At 40.2% G+C, this 19,172-nt stretch carries 19 protein-coding genes; 17 read left to right on the top strand and 2 right to left on the bottom strand.

Translation table 11 applies throughout. From position 1 onward, the window contains the following. The first annotated feature begins 39 nt into the window (after positions 1 to 39). The 9 genes from infB to ACTNB8_RS01085 all read left to right on the top strand — a co-directional run bounded on the left by infB (position 40) and on the right by ACTNB8_RS01085 (position 9,715). A complete protein-coding gene (infB, locus tag ACTNB8_RS01125; RefSeq protein WP_441051593.1) occupies positions 40 to 2,766 on the top strand; it encodes a translation initiation factor IF-2 in 2,727 nt (908 codons plus the stop codon). A 13-nt stretch (positions 2,767 to 2,779) separates the two neighbouring features. Continuing rightward, positions 2,780 to 3,163 carry a 30S ribosome-binding factor RbfA gene (rbfA, locus tag ACTNB8_RS01120; RefSeq protein WP_296155588.1) on the top strand — a complete coding sequence of 128 codons (384 nt, stop codon included), beginning with the start codon at positions 2,780 to 2,782 and terminating at the stop codon, positions 3,161 to 3,163. Between the two features lie 53 nt (positions 3,164 to 3,216). Further along, positions 3,217 to 4,185 carry a DHH family phosphoesterase gene (locus tag ACTNB8_RS01115; protein ID WP_441051548.1) on the top strand — a complete coding sequence of 323 codons (969 nt, stop codon included), beginning with the start codon at positions 3,217 to 3,219 and terminating at the stop codon, positions 4,183 to 4,185. Continuing rightward, positions 4,179 to 5,066: a tRNA pseudouridine(55) synthase TruB gene (truB, locus tag ACTNB8_RS01110; RefSeq protein WP_441051546.1), complete on the top strand. Its 888-nt coding sequence runs from the start codon at positions 4,179 to 4,181 to the stop codon at positions 5,064 to 5,066. Before ACTNB8_RS01115 ends, truB begins: the two co-directional genes overlap by 7 nt. 51 nt (positions 5,067 to 5,117) lie before the next feature. Further along, complete coding sequence (locus ACTNB8_RS01105; protein ID WP_441051544.1) at positions 5,118 to 6,005, top strand: bifunctional riboflavin kinase/FAD synthetase; 888 nt, start codon at positions 5,118 to 5,120, stop codon at positions 6,003 to 6,005. 145 nt (positions 6,006 to 6,150) lie between these two features. After that, a complete protein-coding gene (gene rpsO, locus ACTNB8_RS01100; RefSeq protein ID WP_015542977.1) occupies positions 6,151 to 6,417 on the top strand; it encodes a 30S ribosomal protein S15 in 267 nt (88 codons plus the stop codon). 158 nt (positions 6,418 to 6,575) lie between these two features. Beyond that, on the top strand, positions 6,576 to 8,669 hold the full coding sequence (locus ACTNB8_RS01095; protein WP_296155595.1) for a polyribonucleotide nucleotidyltransferase: 2,094 nt from the start codon (positions 6,576 to 6,578) through the stop codon (positions 8,667 to 8,669). 5 nt (positions 8,670 to 8,674) lie between these two features. Further along, positions 8,675 to 9,166, top strand: coding sequence for an anaerobic ribonucleoside-triphosphate reductase activating protein (nrdG, locus tag ACTNB8_RS01090; protein WP_441051540.1), 492 nt, complete (start codon positions 8,675 to 8,677; stop codon positions 9,164 to 9,166). Between the two features lie 36 nt (positions 9,167 to 9,202). After that, complete coding sequence (locus ACTNB8_RS01085) at positions 9,203 to 9,715, top strand: deoxyuridine 5'-triphosphate nucleotidohydrolase (protein ID WP_441051538.1); 513 nt, start codon at positions 9,203 to 9,205, stop codon at positions 9,713 to 9,715. Positions 9,716 to 9,834: 119 nt separating this feature from the next. On the opposite strand, the gene ACTNB8_RS01080 is transcribed toward ACTNB8_RS01085, so the two are convergent. Further along, on the bottom strand, positions 9,835 to 10,209 hold the full coding sequence (locus ACTNB8_RS01080; RefSeq protein ID WP_441051536.1) for a DUF1292 domain-containing protein: 375 nt from the start codon (positions 10,207 to 10,209) through the stop codon (positions 9,835 to 9,837). Between the two features lie 204 nt (positions 10,210 to 10,413). Here ACTNB8_RS01080 and ACTNB8_RS01075 point away from each other — a divergent pair, with 204 nt between their 5' ends. The 4 genes from ACTNB8_RS01075 to ACTNB8_RS01060 are packed head-to-tail and all read left to right on the top strand — an operon-like array spanning position 10,414 to position 14,750. Further along, entirely contained in the window at positions 10,414 to 11,184 is a 771-nt protein-coding gene (locus ACTNB8_RS01075; RefSeq protein WP_441051533.1) for an exodeoxyribonuclease III, read from the top strand. Between the two features lie 24 nt (positions 11,185 to 11,208). Further along, the gene (locus ACTNB8_RS01070) at positions 11,209 to 13,101 is read left to right on the top strand and encodes a Type II secretory pathway, pullulanase PulA and related glycosidase (protein WP_441051530.1); all 1,893 of its coding nucleotides are present in this window, start codon (positions 11,209 to 11,211) and stop codon (positions 13,099 to 13,101) included. Beyond that, on the top strand, positions 13,061 to 13,615 hold the full coding sequence (locus ACTNB8_RS01065; protein ID WP_441051528.1) for a DUF5662 family protein: 555 nt from the start codon (positions 13,061 to 13,063) through the stop codon (positions 13,613 to 13,615). Before ACTNB8_RS01070 ends, ACTNB8_RS01065 begins: the two co-directional genes overlap by 41 nt. Positions 13,616 to 13,658: 43 nt before the next feature. Next, positions 13,659 to 14,750 (top strand): DUF362 domain-containing protein, encoded by a 1,092-nt coding sequence (locus ACTNB8_RS01060; protein ID WP_441051527.1) that lies wholly within the window; start codon positions 13,659 to 13,661, stop codon positions 14,748 to 14,750. Between the two features lie 46 nt (positions 14,751 to 14,796). Here ACTNB8_RS01060 and ACTNB8_RS01055 read toward each other — a convergent pair whose 3' ends face one another. Next, positions 14,797 to 15,390 carry an AAA family ATPase gene (locus tag ACTNB8_RS01055; protein ID WP_441051525.1) on the bottom strand — a complete coding sequence of 198 codons (594 nt, stop codon included), beginning with the start codon at positions 15,388 to 15,390 and terminating at the stop codon, positions 14,797 to 14,799. Positions 15,391 to 15,605: 215 nt separating this feature from the next. Here ACTNB8_RS01055 and ACTNB8_RS01050 point away from each other — a divergent pair, with 215 nt between their 5' ends. The 4 genes from ACTNB8_RS01050 (at position 15,606) to ACTNB8_RS01035 (ending at position 19,148) form a co-directional block, all read left to right on the top strand. Beyond that, entirely contained in the window at positions 15,606 to 16,016 is a 411-nt protein-coding gene (locus tag ACTNB8_RS01050) for an ABC transporter permease (protein ID WP_441051590.1), read from the top strand. A 265-nt stretch (positions 16,017 to 16,281) separates the two neighbouring features. Then, positions 16,282 to 17,127: a cell wall hydrolase gene (locus tag ACTNB8_RS01045; protein WP_441051523.1), complete on the top strand. Its 846-nt coding sequence runs from the start codon at positions 16,282 to 16,284 to the stop codon at positions 17,125 to 17,127. A gap of 103 nt (positions 17,128 to 17,230) precedes the next feature. Continuing rightward, positions 17,231 to 18,721, top strand: coding sequence for a threonine synthase (thrC, locus tag ACTNB8_RS01040; protein WP_441051521.1), 1,491 nt, complete (start codon positions 17,231 to 17,233; stop codon positions 18,719 to 18,721). 82 nt (positions 18,722 to 18,803) lie between these two features. Then, positions 18,804 to 19,148 carry an anti-sigma factor family protein gene (locus ACTNB8_RS01035; RefSeq protein WP_441051519.1) on the top strand — a complete coding sequence of 115 codons (345 nt, stop codon included), beginning with the start codon at positions 18,804 to 18,806 and terminating at the stop codon, positions 19,146 to 19,148. Positions 19,149 to 19,172 lie beyond the last annotated feature (24 nt).

The raw sequence follows: 19,172 nt of genomic DNA, 5'->3' as shown, positions 1-19,172 counted from the left end.
GGAAAGGAGCAGATTACCAAGGTGGATAAAGATGAAAAGATGGTAACAGCAAAGCCAGACGCAGAAAAAACGGAGGCTCCTAAAAAGAAAAAAAATATTATTCGTGTATATCATGCACAGAATGCCAGTGACGGTGGTAAAAACAGACCGAAACGTCCTGCAGCAGATAAAAAACCGGCTGCAAAAGCTCCTCAGAAGCCGCAGACAGCAACTTCTGAAGCAACCAGAAAACCTGTAGCCGAACCTGTAAAGAAAGCAGTCACACAGGAACCGGCTCCTGCAAAGAAACCTGTTGCTGAGGCAAAACCGGCAATTCAGGAACCTGCAAAAAAACCAGCTGAAATGAAAACACCGGAAGTTAAACCGGCAGTTCAGTCTCAGGCAAGACCTCAGCGGCAGGAACAGAACGGAAACGGAAATAATAACCGTTATCAGAATCAGAACCGTCAGACCCAGAACAGAGAATTTAACAGAGACGGTCGTCAGGATAATCGAGGAGACAACAGAAACCGTGATTTCCGTGGAGGAGACAGAAGAAATAATTATGACAGACCACAGGGTCAGGGACGTCCGCAGAGCGGCCAGGGAAGACCTGATGGCAGAAGCGATAACCGTTTTGCCGGTAATCGTGGGGGACAGCGCCAGGGCGAAGGCGGCAACAGACCAATGAGAGGCCAGGGTCAGAACAGACCACAGGGTCAGGGACGTCCGCAGGGCGGTCAGGGAAGACCTGACGGCAGGAATGATAATCGTTTTGCCGGTAATCGTGGGGGACAGCGTCCGGGAAACAGAAGAAATGATGATACAGTATTTACTCCGGAACTGACCAAAACATCCAAAGACAGCAAAAGAGAGCGTGACAGAGAGAATAAGAACAAAAAGAAAGATTTTGATAAATCCTCAGGTGCAGGACATAACAGACCAAACCAGGGCGGCAGAAAGAATCTTTCCAGAATTCCGAAAGCTCTTCAGAAACCTACTCCTCAACCTAAACAGGAAGAAAAGAAACCTGAAGTGAAAGAAATTACACTTCCGGAAAAAATGACAATCCGTGAACTGGCAGAAGCAATGAAAATGCAACCGTCCGTTATTGTTAAGAAACTTTTCCTTGAAGGAACCATGGTTACAGTAAACCATGAAATTGATTTCGAAAAAGCTCAGGAAATTGCTCTTGATTATGATATTATTGCAGAACCAGAAGAAAAAGTAGACGTTATCGGTGAACTTCTTAAAGAAGAAGAGGAAGATGAGTCTACTATGGTTTCCAGACCGCCGGTTGTATGTGTTATGGGACACGTTGACCATGGTAAAACATCTCTTCTCGATGCAATCCGTGATACACATGTAACAAGAGGTGAAGCAGGTGGTATTACACAGCATATAGGTGCTTCTGTTGTTGAAATTAACGGTCAGAAGATTACATTCCTTGATACACCCGGACATGAAGCATTTACAGCTATGCGTATGCGTGGTGCAAATTCTACTGACATTGCCGTACTTGTTGTAGCTGCTGATGATGGTGTTATGCCTCAGACCGTGGAAGCTATCAGCCATGCAAAAGCTGCCGGAGTTGAAATTATTGTTGCAATCAATAAGATCGATAAACCAAGTGCAAATGTTGAACGAGTTAAACAGGAACTTTCTGAATATGAACTTATTCCGGAAGACTGGGGTGGAAGTACTATCTTTGTACCGGTTTCCGCTCATACAGGAGAAGGTATTGATACACTGCTTGAAATGATACTGCTTTCTGCAGAAGTTCTTGAACTGAAGGCAAATCCGAACAGAGCTGCCAGAGGTCTTGTTATTGAGGCTCAGCTGGATAAAGGCAAAGGCCCTGTTGCTACAATACTTGTTCAGAAAGGTACACTTCATGTAGGTGACTTTATTGCAGCCGGTGCATGCAGCGGTAAAGTACGTGCAATGATGGATGACCGTGGAAGAAGAGTAAAAGAGGCCGGTCCGTCCACACCTGTAGAAATTCTTGGTCTTGGCGATGTTCCTAATGCCGGTGAGATTCTTATGGCATTCCCAAGTGACAAAGATGCCAAAAACTTTGCTGCAACCTTTGTTACAGAAAATAAGAAACATCTTCTTGAAGAAACGAAAGGCAAACTTTCTCTTGATAATCTGTTTGATCAGATTCAGGCAAGTGATCTCAAAGAACTGCCGATCATTGTCAAAGCAGATGTTCAGGGTTCTGTAGAGGCTGTTAAACAGAGTCTCACAAAACTCTCTAATGATGAAGTTATTGTACGTGTAATTCATGGTGGCGTTGGTGCTGTTAATGAATCTGATGTTTCTCTTGCAGCAACTTCCAATGCCATTATTATCGGATTTAATGTCCGCCCTGATGCAATGGCAAAACAGCTTGCTGATCAGGAAGGCGTTGATCTCAGACTCTACAAAGTCATTTATCAGGCAATTGAAGATGTGGAAGCTGCCATGAAGGGAATGCTTGATCCTGTTTACGAAGAGAAAGTGATCGGACATGCGGAGGTGCGTCAGCTGTTTAAAGCATCCGGAGTAGGAACCATTGCCGGAAGTTATGTTCTGGATGGTATGTTCCAGAGAAACTGTAAAGTACGTATTACACGAGAAGGCGAGCAGATCTTTGAAGGTGAACTTGCATCTCTGAAACGTTTCAAAGATGATGTTAAGGAAGTCAAGGCAGGATATGAATGTGGTCTTGTATTTGACGGATTTAATGACCTTAAAGAAGAAGACCGCGTAGAAGCCTATATCATGGTTGAAGTTCCGAGATAGGAGAGAATTATAAATGAGAAAAAACAGCATTAAGAATACAAGGATCAATGGTGAAGTTCAGAAAGAACTGAGTACTATTATCCGTAATGAGATCAAAGATCCACGTATTCACCCAATGACTTCGGTTATGGCTGTAGAAGTAGCTCCTGACTTAAAAACATGTAAGGCATATATCAGTGTGCTTGGAAACCGCGAAGCAAAGGAAGCCACTATTGCAGGGCTTTCCCGCGCTGAGGGTTATATCAGACGTGAACTTGCACGAAATCTGAATCTCAGAAATACACCGGAAATTCGTTTTATTCTGGATGAATCCATTGAATATGGTGTTAATATGTCAAAGCTTATTGATGATGTGGCCAGAAAAGACGCTTCTAACAGGAAACCGGAGGAAGAGTAAGGTAACTTTTTATTCAGTTTTGTAAAAAGAGTTACAAAGTAAGAGAGGTAGTCATGAAAAATATTGCAGAGGTACTGGAAAATGTGAAAACTGTGGGAATCGGCGGGCATATCAGACCAGATGGTGACTGTGTCGGTTCCTGTATGGCTCTGTATCTTTATATCAGAACCTACTTTCCTGAAATTGATGTGGACGTATATCTGGATAATCCAAAGCCGATATTCGGACATATTGACAGGATAGATGATATTAAGACAGAAATAAAAGAAGATATCAGATATGATCTTTTTATTACCTGCGATGTCAGCGCAAGAGACAGAATTGCACTCGCAGGAGATCTGTTTGAAAAAGCTTCCAGGACAGTATGTATTGATCATCATATCAGCAATCCTGGTTTTGCTGATGAGAATCATATACAAGGAGAGATAAGTTCCTGCTGTGAGGTTCTTTACGGAATTCTTGACCCACAGAAAGTTACACTTCCTATTGCAACAGCCATATATACAGGAATGATTCATGATACCGGCGTGTTCCAGTATTCATCAACTTCACCGGAGACTATGCGTATTGCCGGTGAACTGATGAAAACAGGAATTCCTTTCAACAAAATTATTGATGAATCCTTTTATCAGAAAACATATCTTCAGAACCAGGTAATGGGGCGTGTCCTTGCAGAAAGCATTCTTCTTCAGAATGGTAAATGTATTGTTGGATATCTTCGCAGAAAAGATATGGATTTTTATGGTGTTGAAGGTTCTGATCTTGATGGTATTGTCAGTCAGCTGAGACTGACCAGAGGAGTGGAAGTGGCTATTTTCCTCTATGAGACAGAAACTCAGACATTTAAAGTATCGCTTCGTTCCAATGGAAAAATCGATGTAAGTCAGATTGCTGTATTTTTCGGCGGTGGAGGACATACACGGGCTGCAGGCTGCGATCTTCAGGGATCCATGTACGATGTGATCAATAATATTACTGCTGAAATTGAAAAACAGTTCTGTGAGGAACCTAAGCAATGTTAGATGGTGTTCTTGTAATAAAAAAAGAAAAGGATTATACCTCTCATGATGTTGTGGCAAAACTGAGAGGTATTCTTCATATGAAAAAAATCGGTCATACGGGTACTCTTGATCCCCAGGCAGAGGGAGTTTTGCCTGTAGTTCTGGGAAAAGCAACCAGACTTGTGGATCTTCTTACAGAAAAAGAAAAAACATATGAAGCTTTACTTCATCTGGGAATTGTAACAGATACGCAGGATATGACGGGAAAAACCATGAAAGAGAGTCCGGTAGATGTGACAGAAGATGAGGTACGTAGTGTCATAAAATCTTTTCTGGGAGAACAGCAGCAGATACCACCTATGTATTCAGCCATCAAAGTTGATGGCAGAAAACTTTATGAACTTGCCAGAGAAGGCAAAACTGTTGAGCGTAAGGCACGAACTGTATTTTTCCATTCCATCGAAATAAAGGAAATCTGTCTTCCGCTTGTACGTTTTTCTGTCACCTGCAGCAAAGGAACTTATATTCGTACACTCTGCAATGATATTGGTAATCGTCTTGGATGCGGTGGTTGTATGGAAGATCTTCTTAGAACCAGATCGGGGAATTTTACATTGGAAGAGAGCCTTACACTGGATCAGGTCAGTGAAAAAATGAGTGAAGGGACTATCGAAGGTTCTGTGATTTCCATAGAGGAAGTGCTGAAAGATTATCCACGTATATGCTGTGACAGATATGGTGACCGTCTTCTTTTGAATGGAAACGGTCTGCCGCCTACTGTTATAAAAGAACAGCACAGGAAAGGCTGGATACGGATGTGTAACAGCGAGGGAATTTTTGTTGGAATATATCAGTGGAATTCGGGCCGAAACATATATCAGCCTGTAAAAATGTTTCTTTAAAAATGAAAGAATACGGACAGCAGCATACTTTTTGGTATGCAGGAGTGACATATGGAATATGTGGAAATCAATGGTCAGTTTCCTGATCTGTCCAGTTGTGCGGTTACACTTGGAAAGTTTGACGGGATTCACCGCGGACACAGAAAACTGATAGAAGAAATATTACAATACAAAAAAGAAAATAATACACCGGCTGTAGTCCTTGCCTTTGCTTCCGGTAAAAAATCCATCTTCACGAAAGAAGAAAGAAAAAAAATACTTTCTGAGATGGGTGTCGATATTCTGTTGGAATGTCCGCTGGATGAAAAGTTAAGGCATATAAAGGCAGAACAGTTTATACGTCAGATACTGGTGGGAGATCTTCGTGCAGCCTGTGTGGTGGTTGGTGAAGACTATCGCTTCGGTTTTGAACGAAAGGGAACTCCTGAACTTCTTGAAGAATATGGCAGAAAATATTCCTATGAAGCAAGAGTTATCCCGAAAGAAATGAATGGAAACCGTAAGATAAGCAGTACTTTTATCAGAGAAGAACTGAACAGAGGAAACATGAAAAAAGTCTCGGAGCTTCTGGGAAGAGATTTTTTTGTGACCGGTACAGTAGAGCATGGCAGGGGGCTTGGACATAAAAATTTTTTTCCGACAACGAATCTGATTCCTTCTGCTAAGAAGCTGATGCCGCCAAACGGTGTTTATGTAACTACTTCAATATTTGAAAAAAAAGCATTCAGGGGAATTACAAATGTAGGTTATAAACCAACTGTGGGGGAAAATTTCCTCGGTGTTGAAACATTTCTGTTTGCATGTGATGAAAATCTCTATGGAAAAGAATGCGTGGTAAACTTCCACAGATTTCTCCGCCCAGAACATAAGTTTTCATCATTTGAAGCTCTGAAGCAGCAGATTCAAAAGGATATTGAAGAAGCCCGGAAGGATATTTAAAAAATAAAATAAGCTGTTTACACAGGAATTGTTTTATGCTATACTATTTGAGGTGTAATTCAGCCCACATTCAGAAATTGGAATCTCCAACCGTTTCCTAATGTGCGGCGGTTCATTAATAATAATATTTAAGGAGGAAATCACAATGATTTCAAAAGAAAAAAAACAGGCAATCATGAAAGAATATGCAAGATGCGAGGGTGATACAGGTTCACCGGAAGTACAGGTTGCAGTTCTTACAGCAAGAATTCAGGAACTTACAGAGCATTTACAGACACATCACAAAGATCATCATTCCAGACGTGGTCTGCTGAAGATGGTTGGACAGAGACGTGGACTTCTGGCATACCTGAAGAAAACTGACATCGAAAGATACCGTGCACTGATTGAAAAATTAGGTTTAAGAAAATAATTAGTATGCGGAAGGGGCGGATCACCATCCGCCCCGTTTTTAAGTTAAAGACAGACAGAAGTTATATCCGAGACTACTGAAAAGCCCATTCGGAGAGAATGGTTTTTTCAGTTGTTTCGGGCTTCTGATCATGTTAATTTATAAAAAGGAGAAAGAATATGTACAAAAGTTATTCTATGGAATTAGCCGGAAGAACACTGACTGTAGATATTGGTCGTGTGGCTAAACAGGCAAATGGCGCTGCTCTTATGCATTATGGTGATACAACTGTGCTTTCTACAGCAACAGCATCCAAAGAACCAAGAGAAGGAATCGATTTCTTTCCGCTCAGTGTTGAATATGAAGAAAAAATGTATGCAGTAGGCAAGATTCCAGGTGGATTTAACAAAAGAGAAGGAAAAGCAAGTGAACATGCGATCCTTACTTCACGTGTAATTGACCGTCCAATGCGTCCATTGTTTCCTAAGGATTACAGAAATGATGTTACACTTGTAAACATGGTAATGTCTGTAGATCCTGAATGTAATCCGGAGATCCCGGCAATGCTTGGTTCTTCTATTGCAACCTGCATTTCTGATATTCCGTTTGACGGACCGTGTGCAACAACACAGATTGGTATGATTGACGGAGAATTTATTATTAACCCGTCTCTGGCACAGAAAGAACTTTCTGATCTTCAGCTGACTGTTGCATCTACAAGAGAAAAAGTTATCATGATCGAAGCCGGAGCAAATGAGATTCCGGAAGATACCATGATTGAGGCTATTTATAAAGCTCATGATGTAAACCAGGAGATTATTCGTTTTATTGATAAAATCGTTGCAGAATGTGGTAAAGAAAAACATCTTTACGCTTCCTGTGCAGTTCCGGAAGAACTTTTTGATGCGATTCGTAAAATCGTACCTCCGGAAGAAATGGAAGTTGCTGTATTCAGTGATGACAAACAGACAAGAGAGGCAAACATCCGTGAGATCACTGAAAAACTTCAGGCTGCATTTGCAGATAATGAGGAATGGCTGGCTGTGCTTGGAGAAGCAGTTTATCAGTATCAGAAAAAGACTGTACGTAAAATGATCCTGAAAGATCACAAACGTCCTGACGGACGTCAGATCACACAGATTCGTCCGCTGGCAGCAGAAGTAGATATCATTCCGAGAGTTCATGGTTCTGCAATGTTCACACGTGGACAGACACAGATTTGTACAGTTACAACTCTTGCACCTCTTTCCGAAGCACAGAGAATTGACGGACTTGATGAGTTTGAAACTTCCAAGAGATATATGCATCACTACAATTTCCCATCCTATTCTGTTGGAGAGACAAAACCATCCAGAGGACCGGGACGTCGAGAAATCGGACATGGTGCGCTGGCAGAAAGAGCTCTTGTTCCGGTTCTTCCGTCAGTAGAAGAGTTCCCATATGCAATTCGTACTGTTTCTGAAACATTTGAGTCCAACGGTTCCACATCTCAGGCAAGTATCTGTGCATCTACCATGTCTCTGATGGCGGCTGGTGTACCTATTCATAAACCGGTTGCAGGTATTTCCTGTGGTCTGGTAACAGGTGCAACAGATGATGACTATATTGTTCTGACTGATATTCAGGGTCTGGAAGACTTTTTCGGAGATATGGACTTTAAGGTGGCAGGTACACATGATGGTATCACAGCTATCCAGATGGATATCAAGATTCATGGTCTTACAAGAAATATTGTTGAAGAAGCTATTCGCAGAACAAAAGAAGCGAGAGAGTATATTCTTTCAGAAGTTATGGAAAAATGTATTGCACAGCCTCGTGAGCATGTAAACAAATACGCACCGAAAATCATTCAGATCCAGATCGATCCTCAGAAAATTGGTGATGTTGTAGGCCAGAGAGGAAAGACTATAAATGCAATCATCGAGCGTACAGGTGTTCAGATTGATATTACAGACGAAGGTGCAGTATCCATCTGTGGTGTAGATCAGCATGCAATGGATGAAGCTTCAAAAATGATCAGAACGATTGCTACTGATTTTGAAGCAGGACAGATCTTTGAAGGTACTGTTGTAAGCATTAAGGAATTTGGAGCATTCGTAGAATTTGCACCTGGAAAAGAGGGAATGGTACACATTTCCAAGATCAGTGATCACAGAATCAATCATGTTGAAGATGTTCTCACACTTGGTGACAAAGTTAAAGTTATCTGCCTTGGAAAGGATAAAATGGGCAGAATCAGCTTCAGCATGAAGGATGTACCGAAAGAAGCATAAAAATTATGAGATATCACAATATAACAAAGGATGACATGCTCAATGGTGATGGCCTGAGAGTTGTTCTCTGGGTTGCCGGCTGCAATCATTGCTGCCGGGAATGCCAGAATCCTGTTACCTGGGATCCTAATGGAGGCCTTCCGTTCACAGAAAAAGAGAAAAATGAGATTTTTACAGAGCTTGAAAAAGATTATATAAGCGGAATTACTTTTTCAGGAGGAGATCCTCTTCATCCTTCCAATATTTCAGCTGTTACACGACTTGCAAAGAAAATCCGTGAGAAATATCCGGACAAAACAATCTGGCTTTATACAGGTTCTGTATGGGAAGAAATCAGCCATGAAGAGATCATACGCTACCTTGATGTATGCGTAGATGGAGAATTCGTGGTGGAACAGAAGGATATCAGCCTGAAATGGAAAGGATCATCAAATCAGCGTGTTATCGATGTTCCTGCAACACTCAGAGAAGGCAGGATCATATTACATGCCAGTTAACTATATATCTGAAAACAGATATACAGGAGGAAAATTTTGAGAAGAATAGCAAAATTTCATAAAGTAAGTGAAACACGTTTCACAGAAGACTGGATTGACAATTTTCCTGGAACTTCAGAATCTGATATCAGGACTATTTACAATAGAATCAAACTTCCGGTACGGGCAACTTCAGGAAGTGCCGGATATGACTTTTTCAGCCCTGTAGATGTCGTTCTAAAACCTGGTGAAGCAGCTAAAATTCCTACGGGTATCCGTGTGGAAATGGAGCAGGACTGGGTTTTAAAATGTTATCCACGCAGTGGACTGGGGTTTAAATATCGTCTTCAGTTGAATAATACAGTAGGTATCATTGACAGTGATTATTTCTATTCTGATAATGAGGGGCATATCTTTGCAAAGATCACAAATGACAGTAACGAGGGAAAAACTGTAGAAATTCCAGCAGGTACAGGTTTTATGCAGGGGATTTTTGTTGAATATGGTATAACTGTGGATGACAGTGCTGACGGAATACGTAATGGCGGATTTGGAAGTACTACAAAATAAAATACAGAGAACCTGCCACTGGCAGCTTCTCTTGCATACTTTGACATTTAAAACGGAGCAGTCAGTTTATTTGTAAACTAACTGCTCCGTTTTCTTGTGTAACAATGACTAATTATATATTATTCCAGTGGCTCACCGGCTGCCTCAGCTTTACGTGCATTATCAAGAACAATATCAAATGCCTGGGCTGCCTTAGCATATTCATCATCGCTTTCAATATTGCTTAAAATAGGATCGCCTTTTTCGGTACGGGCAAAAGAATAAAGATAAACTTCACCAGCCTGATTCTGACCGTTTTCGTCCAGCGGAAGAAGAGCCATATATTCCTTCTCATCTACTGGGAATACTGTCAGGATTGCACATTCTACCTCTGTGTCATCTTCCAGAGTAAGAGTAATCGTGTTGTGCTCGTTGACGGAAGATCCGCTGCAATTTTCCCCACAGGTTGCGCAGTCGCTGGGAGAACATTTTGCACTTATAAATTCATCGCTCATAGTTATTTCCTCACTTTAGAATTAGTAATATGCCTGTTTTATGTGCTTCATCAGCAGTAACAGTAATATTAATATTTTATCAGAATTGTATCTTAAATACAAGAAGATAGAAGAGGCAATCAGAAAATAAAAAAATTTGTTTTATCTGTCAGAAGAATCATGTATAATAAAATTATGCATTTATTTATTTGAAGGAGATTAATAATGAAATTTATTTCATGGAATGTAAATGGAATCAGAGCATGCATCGCAAAGGGATTTGAAGAGCGATTTCAGGAACTGGAAGCAGATATTTTCTGTGTTCAGGAAACAAAATGTCAACAGGGACAGGTTGAACTGAATCTGCCGGGATATTACCAGTACTGGAATTATGCAAACAGAAGAGGCTATTCGGGAACTGCAATTTTTACAAAGGAAGAACCGCTTTCTGTTTTATATGGACTTGGAATTGAGGAACACGACAAAGAGGGCCGAGTAATTACACTGGAATTTCCAAACTTCTATTTTGTAACTGTATATACACCAAACTCACAGAGTGAACTTAAAAGGCTTGATTACAGGATGCTGTGGGAAAAAGATTTCCTTGATTATCTTTTGAAACTCCAGAAAATGAAACCTGTTATCTGTTGCGGAGATCTGAATGTGGCTCATAAGGAGATTGATCTGAAAAATCCAAAAACCAATCGTAAAAATGCAGGTTTTACTGATGAAGAAAGAAGCTGTTTTTCAAGACTTCTTGAAAATGGCTTTATTGATACTTTCCGTTATTTTTATCCTGACAAAGAAGGAATTTACTCCTGGTGGTCCTACAGATTTAAGGCCAGAGAAAAAAATGCAGGATGGAGGATAGACTATTTTCTGATTTCAGCTTCTCTGAAAGACTGTCTTCAGGATGCCAAAATCCATACAGAAATTCTGGGCTCTGATCACTGTCCGGTGGAAATAGATATGGAACTGCCTGTAAAGACAGACTAACAAAGAGCAAAGGAGATATTTATTATGGATAAACATGTCAGTTTTGCTGTCTGTAAGGGAAATCCTGTAATTCTTGGGGCAAACAGAGTTCCTGCAGGGATGAATTTTGCTCTGGAAGTGCCGGTGGAAGCAAAGGCTGCGCTTGTGCTTTATAGGAAAGGTGGGGGAGTTCCATTCAGAGAACTTCCATTTGACAATTCCATGCGTACAGGAAAGCGTTGTGCCATGTTACTGAACGACTTTAATGATAAAAAATTCGAATATAATTTCAGAATTAACGGAAAAATTGTTCAGGATCCATGTGCTTATGGAATCATGGGAAGAGAGAAATTTGGTGTATTGACTAATCAGGAAGATGAACATCAGATTCGCTGTTCTTTTCTTAACAGTGAAGCATATGACTGGAAAGGGGATATTCTCCCACAGATTCCCTATAATGAAGCTGTTATTTATAAGGTTCATGTACGTGGATACACAAAACAGGCACGTATCACACATAAAAAACGAGGGACATTCGCAGGGCTTACAGAAATGATTCCGTACTGGAAAGAGCTGGGTGTTAATGTTATTGAACTTATGCCTGCCTATGAATTCTGTGAAATTTCTTCTGCCTCAAATGAAAACGGATTTATTATCCGTAAACAGCAGGAAGACAGAGTAAATTACTGGGGCTATGTTTCAGGTTTCTATTTCGCACCCAAGAAATCTTACTGTGCAACTTCAGACTCTGAAAATGAATTTCGTGATATGATCAGAGCCATGCATGAAGCAGGAATCGAATGTATAATGGAAATGTATTTTCCTGAAGATATAGCACCTCTTTATGCACTTCAGGCAATATGGTTCTGGAAGATGTTTTATCATGTAGATGGTTTTCACCTGATAGGTGATGGTGTTCCGCAGCAGCTTATAAACGAAGATCATATTCTTTATGGAACAAAGAAAATATTTATGAATATTTCCGGAAATCCGGATTCTTCCAATATGCTCGCCGAATATCAGACAGGATTCCAGCAGGATATGCGACGTTTTCTTAAAAGTGATGAGGGAATGGTTCAGGGAGCTGAATTTCACATCAGAAGAAATGTCGGAAATTTCGGAACAGTTAATTATATGGCAAGTCAGGATGGGTTTACTCTTTATGATACAGTTTCTTATAATTATCGTCATAATGAGGCAAACGGTGAGGGTAATCACGATGGCAGTGATTATAATTACTCCTGGAACTGTGGTGTAGAAGGTTTTACGCGCAAACAGGCTGTCCGTAAAATGAGAGAACAGCAGCTTAGGAATGCATTTCTCATGCTTTTGCTCAGTCAGGGAACGCCTATGATCTACAGTGGTGATGAATTTGGTAATTCTCAGGAAGGAAATAATAACGCTTGGTGCCAGGATAACCCTACGGGCTGGACAGACTGGAAAGCAATGAAAAAGAATCCGTTGCTGTTTTCTTTTGTAAAGAAAGCTATTGCGTTCAGAAAAGAACATCCCATCCTCCATATGAAAAGTGAAATGCGGGGCGTGGACTACATGGCAAAGGGATTTCCTGATATTTCATTCCATGGCGAAAGAGCCTGGTATCTTAATACAGAAAATACCAGCAGACTTCTTGGCGTGATGTATTGTGGAGAATACGCTGTCAGAAAAGATGGCTCACCGGATGATTTTATTTATGTTGGATATAATTTTCACTGGGAAACCAGAAGCATCGCACTTCCAAATCTTCCTGAACATATGGTATGGAAAAAATATGCAGATACATCAGAACAGGCAGAAGACCTGTGGTTCAAGGAAGGAACAGAAGAGTTTAAAAAATCTATACAGATCAGTCCGCGGACAATAGTTGTACTGATTGCAGAACAGGAGGAACAGAAGGATGCATCCATGGCTGCACTTCAAAACGATCACAAAGCATAAACTTCTGGTAATGAAATATTGTTTCAGAATTGGATTATATAAACAGGGGCTTCTTCATGATCTGTCCAAATATTCACCGACAGAATTCCTGGTTGGCTGTAAATATTATCAGGGGACAAGAAGTCCAAATAACGCAGAGAGAGAAGATATAGGTGTTTCAACCTCCTGGCTCCATCACAAAGGCAGAAATAAACATCATTTTGAACATTGGGTAGATTATTCACTGAATAGCGAACAGCCGATAATGGGAGCACAGATGCCGCGCAAATACGTTGCAGAGATGGTTATGGATCGAATCAGTGCTTCAAAAAATTATCAGGGAGATTCATATAATCAGAGTCAGCCTCTTGAATATTTTCTCAAGAGCAAAGAAAAACTGTGGTTCATTCATCCACAGACCAAAAAGGAACTGGAAGCCCTGCTCCGGATTCTGAATGATCATGGAGAAGAAAAATTACTTCATTATATTAAATACAGATACCTGAAAGGGGAAACACATAAAATCAGATACTGATTTTTCCTACTTTCAAAGTTATAAGACTAGGAGATAAATTATTGTGAAAAGAAATCAGATTTTTATCAAAAGCGGCACAGAATACAAAAAAATGACAAAAGAATTGCTTGCTGAAAGCGAACTTGCAGATATGATCGGAGACCGTAGTCTCCGTATTGGCATCAAACCGAATATGGTATCGGCTTCAGCTCCTTCCAACGGGGCAACTACACATACGGAGATCATTGCGGGAATTCTGGAATACCTGAAAGAAAACGGATTCCGTAATATGATGATTCTGGAAGGATCATGGGTGGGTGACAGAACTTCTGATGTATACAAAGTATGTGGATATCAGCAGATCTGTGACGATTATGACGTTGTTTTTCATGATACCCAGAAAGATAAAAGTTTTTCAAAAGACTGCAAAGGTCTTCAGCTCAAAATTTGTGACAGTGTAAAAGACATTGATTTCCTGATTAATGTTCCGGTCCTCAAAGGACACTGCCAGACCAAGATCACCTGTGCACTCAAAAACATGAAAGGACTTATCCCAAACTCTGAAAAGAGACATTTTCATTCAATGGGACTTCATAAACCCATTGCTCATCTGAATACAGGAATTCACCAGGATTTTATTGTGATCGACAATATATGCGGTGATCTTGATTTTGAAGACGGAGGAAATCCGGTCGTTATGAATAGAATTCTGACAGCTGTAGATCCTGTCCTTGTAGATGCTTATGTATGTGATATGCTGCATTATGATGTATCTGAAGTACCTTATGTAGGACTTGCTGAAAGACTCGGGGTCGGCTGTTCGGATATCAGTAAAGCAGACATCCGTGTGTGTGGTGAAAACCTGCAGGTAAATGTTCCGAAACGCCAGAAGGTTGTAGAACTTGCTGATGCAGTAGAAGCAGTAGATTCATGCAGTGCATGTTATGGATATCTGATTCCTGCACTCGATATGCTGAAGCAGGACGGACTTCTCGAAAAATTGCGGGAAAAGATCTGTATTGGTCAGGGGTATCGGGGCAAGACAGGAGAACTTGGTGTAGGGCACTGTACCCGTAATTTTAAATGTCACCTTGAAGGATGTCCCCCAACAGAACAGCAGATATACGAATTTCTTAAAGAATATATCACAAAATAAAAAAGCGGGAGAGGTGTGTTTACACCTCTCCTTGTTTAATATCAAGTCATCTGTCAGCAGCTTCCATAATTAAATTTACTATCTGATCCTGTGAAAAGTGACTGCTGTCTATACAGATATCATACTGTTCCATATCACGCCAGCTTTCATCTGTAAAGAATTCATAATAAGCTCGTCTTTCTTTATCCATCCTTTTTACCAGTTTACGCGCACTTTTCTCTTCTCTGCCCAGACGTTCCATAATAGTCTTTACCCGTGTTTCAAAAGGAGCGTAAATAAAAACACGAAGTGCTCTGTTTCCGAGAATATGATTTGCACATCTTCCGACGATGACACATTCTTCTTTGTCTGAAAGTGAAAGAATAATATCCCGCTGAAGCTCGTAGAGGACATCATTCATGGGCATTACACGATGTTCCGGACTGATCTGTATTTCATGGTCAATCGGAAAATTCCATGCATTTGGTTTTTTTTCATCAACTTCAGCAAGCGTACTGTAAGGAATCTTTTTTTTCCTGCCGGCTATTTCAATCAGTTCTTTATCATAAAAACCAATTTCCATTTTATCAGCCAGTGCTTTTCCTATAATACGTCCGTTGCTTCCAAACATTCTGTTAATCGTAATAATACGTTTACTCATAAAGATTCCTCCTCCCAGTGAAGTTGTTTTTATATTTGTATATATAATAACATATTTATTGATGATTTTCCACAAAATATAAACAGGTATACAAAATACCTTAGACAAATAGACGAAAATTTAAGCTTCAATTAAGAATAATTCATTTGTCTTTCACAGAGCACACAATAAGAAAACACATTTGATGTGTAGAGTGTAGAGTAAAAACAGGGAATCTGAAAATTGCGGACGGAAGATTTTTAAGGAACGCTGATGTGGATAATCATTCTTATGTGATCATACTGTCATATGATACAGCAATTGAGCTGCTTGGCAGGCTAGATGTGGCGGGAGAATCAATTGCCCTGAATGGAAAATCTTTTCTTGCAGCAGGTGTAGTGCAGGAAGACAACAGCAGTTCTGTAAGCAATGGAAATATTCTTTCAGAATCTAATTCTGATGAGGACAGCAGTACAGTAATGCTGAAGGGGTACATACCTTTTTCCATACTTACGAGAATTTCCGACAATATCCTCGATATAACTTCATTCCTTGTTTCAGCAGCAGTCGGAGTTCTTTTTGGTTTGTATCCGGCAGGAAAAGCTGCAGGAAAAAAACCAATTGATGCATTGCGTTACTCAGGATAAAACGTCTTCATCTGTCGAAATATACAGATTTTTTACGACCGAAAATGTTTGACCTCATCTTCAGTTACAGGCTATAATACAGATATATTTCAGTATTGCAGCTGTTTGTCTGACTTTAGTTTTAGCCGACAAAAATCTGCTTCGGAAAATTTTACTTGACATATTGAGCAATATTAAATATAATTTTCCTATGCATTACAGAAATGTTACAAAAGAAATAAATTAAGAAAAAAAGACATAATGAAAATGCAAGGAATGTTAAAGTATGAGGAAAACTGATTTAAAAGCAGGTAATGATCATGACAGAGAAATGAATAATAACAGAAAGGGGAACTCTTCTTTTCGCGGTTTTATATCTCTGAGCGTATGCGCAATTACAGTATTAACTGTAACCGGAGGTTTTAAGCTCGCGGGCAGCGAAAAGCAGAGACAGGTGTATGCTGCGTCTGAATTGCAGGGCGGTTCTTTCTATACATCTGATGCCGGTTATGATTTGCCGACAGGAATTGCAGGTGTGGCATCCGGAGTCAGCGGAACACCATCTGCCGGAATGACTGTCAATCGTATCGGAACATCCTGCGAAGATGTTATTGTGGGACAGCGTGTTCAGAAGATCACCAGTGATGCTGTGGAAATGAATATCAGCGAATCCATGGCAACAACTGTAGATACCTTTGATTCCAAGGTTATGACAATGTCGTCATCAGCAAAAATGATGTCTGACGAAGATTATGAAAATCTTCTGAAAATTGTAGAAGCGGAAGCAGGAACCGAAGATCTGAAAGGAAGAGTCCTGGTCGCCAATGTTATTATGAACAGAGTAAAATATTCTGAGTTTCCTGATAATATAACAGATGTGATCTGGGAATATAATAACGGAGTACCGCAGTTTTCACCGGTAGCTGACGGAAGCATTAATACGGTAAATGTTTCAGATGAAACAAAAGAAGCTGTAAGACAGGTTCTTGAAGGAACTGATTATTCCAAAGGTGCACTGTTTTTTATTCAGAAATCTGCCGCTGAAAAGAAAAATATAGAATGGTTTGAAAAAAATCTGACCAGACTTTTCGGACATGGCGTTCATGAATTTTATACATATCCAAATCAATAATAAGTATAAACCCTGTGGTTTTCCGCAGGGTTTTTTCTTGCAAGTATACTGACGTTGTGGTAAACTGTTTGCAGAAATCAGTAAAGAAAGGCAGGAAAGATACATGCAGGTATTTTACAAAAGCACCAGGGGAAAAGGTGAAGAAGTAACAGCTTCTATGGCTATTTTAAAAGGACTTTCCGAAGATGGAGGTCTTTTTGTTCCAACAAATATTCCTAAACTGGATACCCCGATTGAGAAACTTGCAGAAATGACATATCAGGAAACAGCATATGAAGTAATGAGCCGTTTCCTTACAGATTTTACAGAGGAAGAACTCAAAAACTGTATTGCCAATGCATATGACGATAAATTTGACACCACTGAAATTGCTCCTTTACATGAAGCAAATGGTGCATATTTCCTTGAACTGTTCCATGGTTCCACTATTGCATTCAAAGATATGGCACTTTCTATTCTGCCCCATCTTATGACAACAGCCGCAAAGAAAAATCAGGTTAAAAATGATATTGTAATTCTTACTGCAACATCAGGAGACACCGGAAAAGCTGCTCTTGCAGGTTTTGCAGATGTTCCGGGTACCAAGATTATTGTTTTTTATCCGAAACATGGTGTAAGTCCTATCCAGGAAAAACAGATGGTTACCCAGAAAGGGGATAACACATATGTTGTCGGAATTACAGGAAACTTCGATGATGCCCAGACAGCTGTCAAAAAAATGTTCAATGACCATGAACTGGCTGCCGAGCTTAATGAGGCAGGATTCCAGTTTTCATCAGCAAACTCTATCAATATCGGCCGTCTGGTTCCTCAGATTGTTTATTATGTTTACGCATATGGCAAACTTGTTTACCGCAAAAAAATCAAAGCCGGTGACAAAATCAATGTTGTAGTACCAACAGGTAACTTTGGTAACATCCTTGCTGCATATTATGCAAAACAGATGGGACTTCCGATTAACAAACTGATCTGTGCTTCCAATGAAAACAAAGTTCTTTTTGACTTTTTCCGCACAGGTACATATGACAGAAAGAGAGACTTTATCCTTACAACGTCACCTTCAATGGACATTCTGATCTCGAGCAACCTGGAACGTCTTATTTATCGTATTACAGGCGAAAACGCAGAAAAATGTGCTGAACTGATGCAGGCACTCAGCCAGGGTGGTGAATATACCATAACCGACGAAATGAAAGAAGGTCTTGCTGATTTTTATGGTAATTACTGCAGCGAAGGTGAAACAAAGGAAGCTATCAGTGCGACCTACTATGGCAGCAATTATGTAATTGATCCACATACTGCTGTTGCCGCGGGAGTATATCAGAAATATCTTCGCGATACAGAAGACCATACACCAACTGTGATTGCTTCTACTGCAAGCCCGTATAAATTTACCAGAAGTGTAATGGATGCCATTTCTGACAGATACCAGGGAATGGATGATTTTTCTCTTGCAGATGCACTTTCTGAACTTTCCGGAGTCAGAGTTCCCAAAGCAGTAGAAGAGATCCGTACAGCACCAGTTCTTCATGATACAGTAGTAGATGCACCGGATATGCCTGCAACTGTAAAGAAAATTCTTGGAATTAAATAACAAAAACTGATCATTATTTATCACATTCGGGAACCTGCGGCTACAAGCTGCCGGTTCCCACCGTAATTTAAGGAGTTTTATTATGACAGGTATGACATGTCGAAAAGCTGAAGAAATGGTAAACAAATATATTGCTCATAAACTTTCTGTGGATGAACTGGAAGATTTTCTGGATCATGTAGAATCCTGTTCTTCATGTTATGATGAACTCGAAACATACTTTATTGTACACAGAGCCTTACAGCAGCTGGACGAAAAAGAGGATGGAACTGTCTATGATTTCAGGAAACTCCTTCAGCAGGATATACGTAAATCGCGCAGGTATATCCGTCAGAAAAGAGGACTTCGGTTTGCTGTAATTGTTTTGTTGCTGATTTCGATAGCAGCCTTGCTTGCACTTGTTATTTTTGGTATATTAGGATTATAAATTTCCGAAATGCAACAGGAGGAT

The organism is Blautia sp. HCP28S3_G10 (assembly GCF_052065235.1).
Taxonomy (GTDB): Bacteria; Bacillota; Clostridia; order Lachnospirales; family Lachnospiraceae; genus Blautia_A.
The sequence above is the reverse complement of the archived record's forward strand: the minus strand, read 5'-3'. Positions and strand labels throughout refer to the sequence as shown.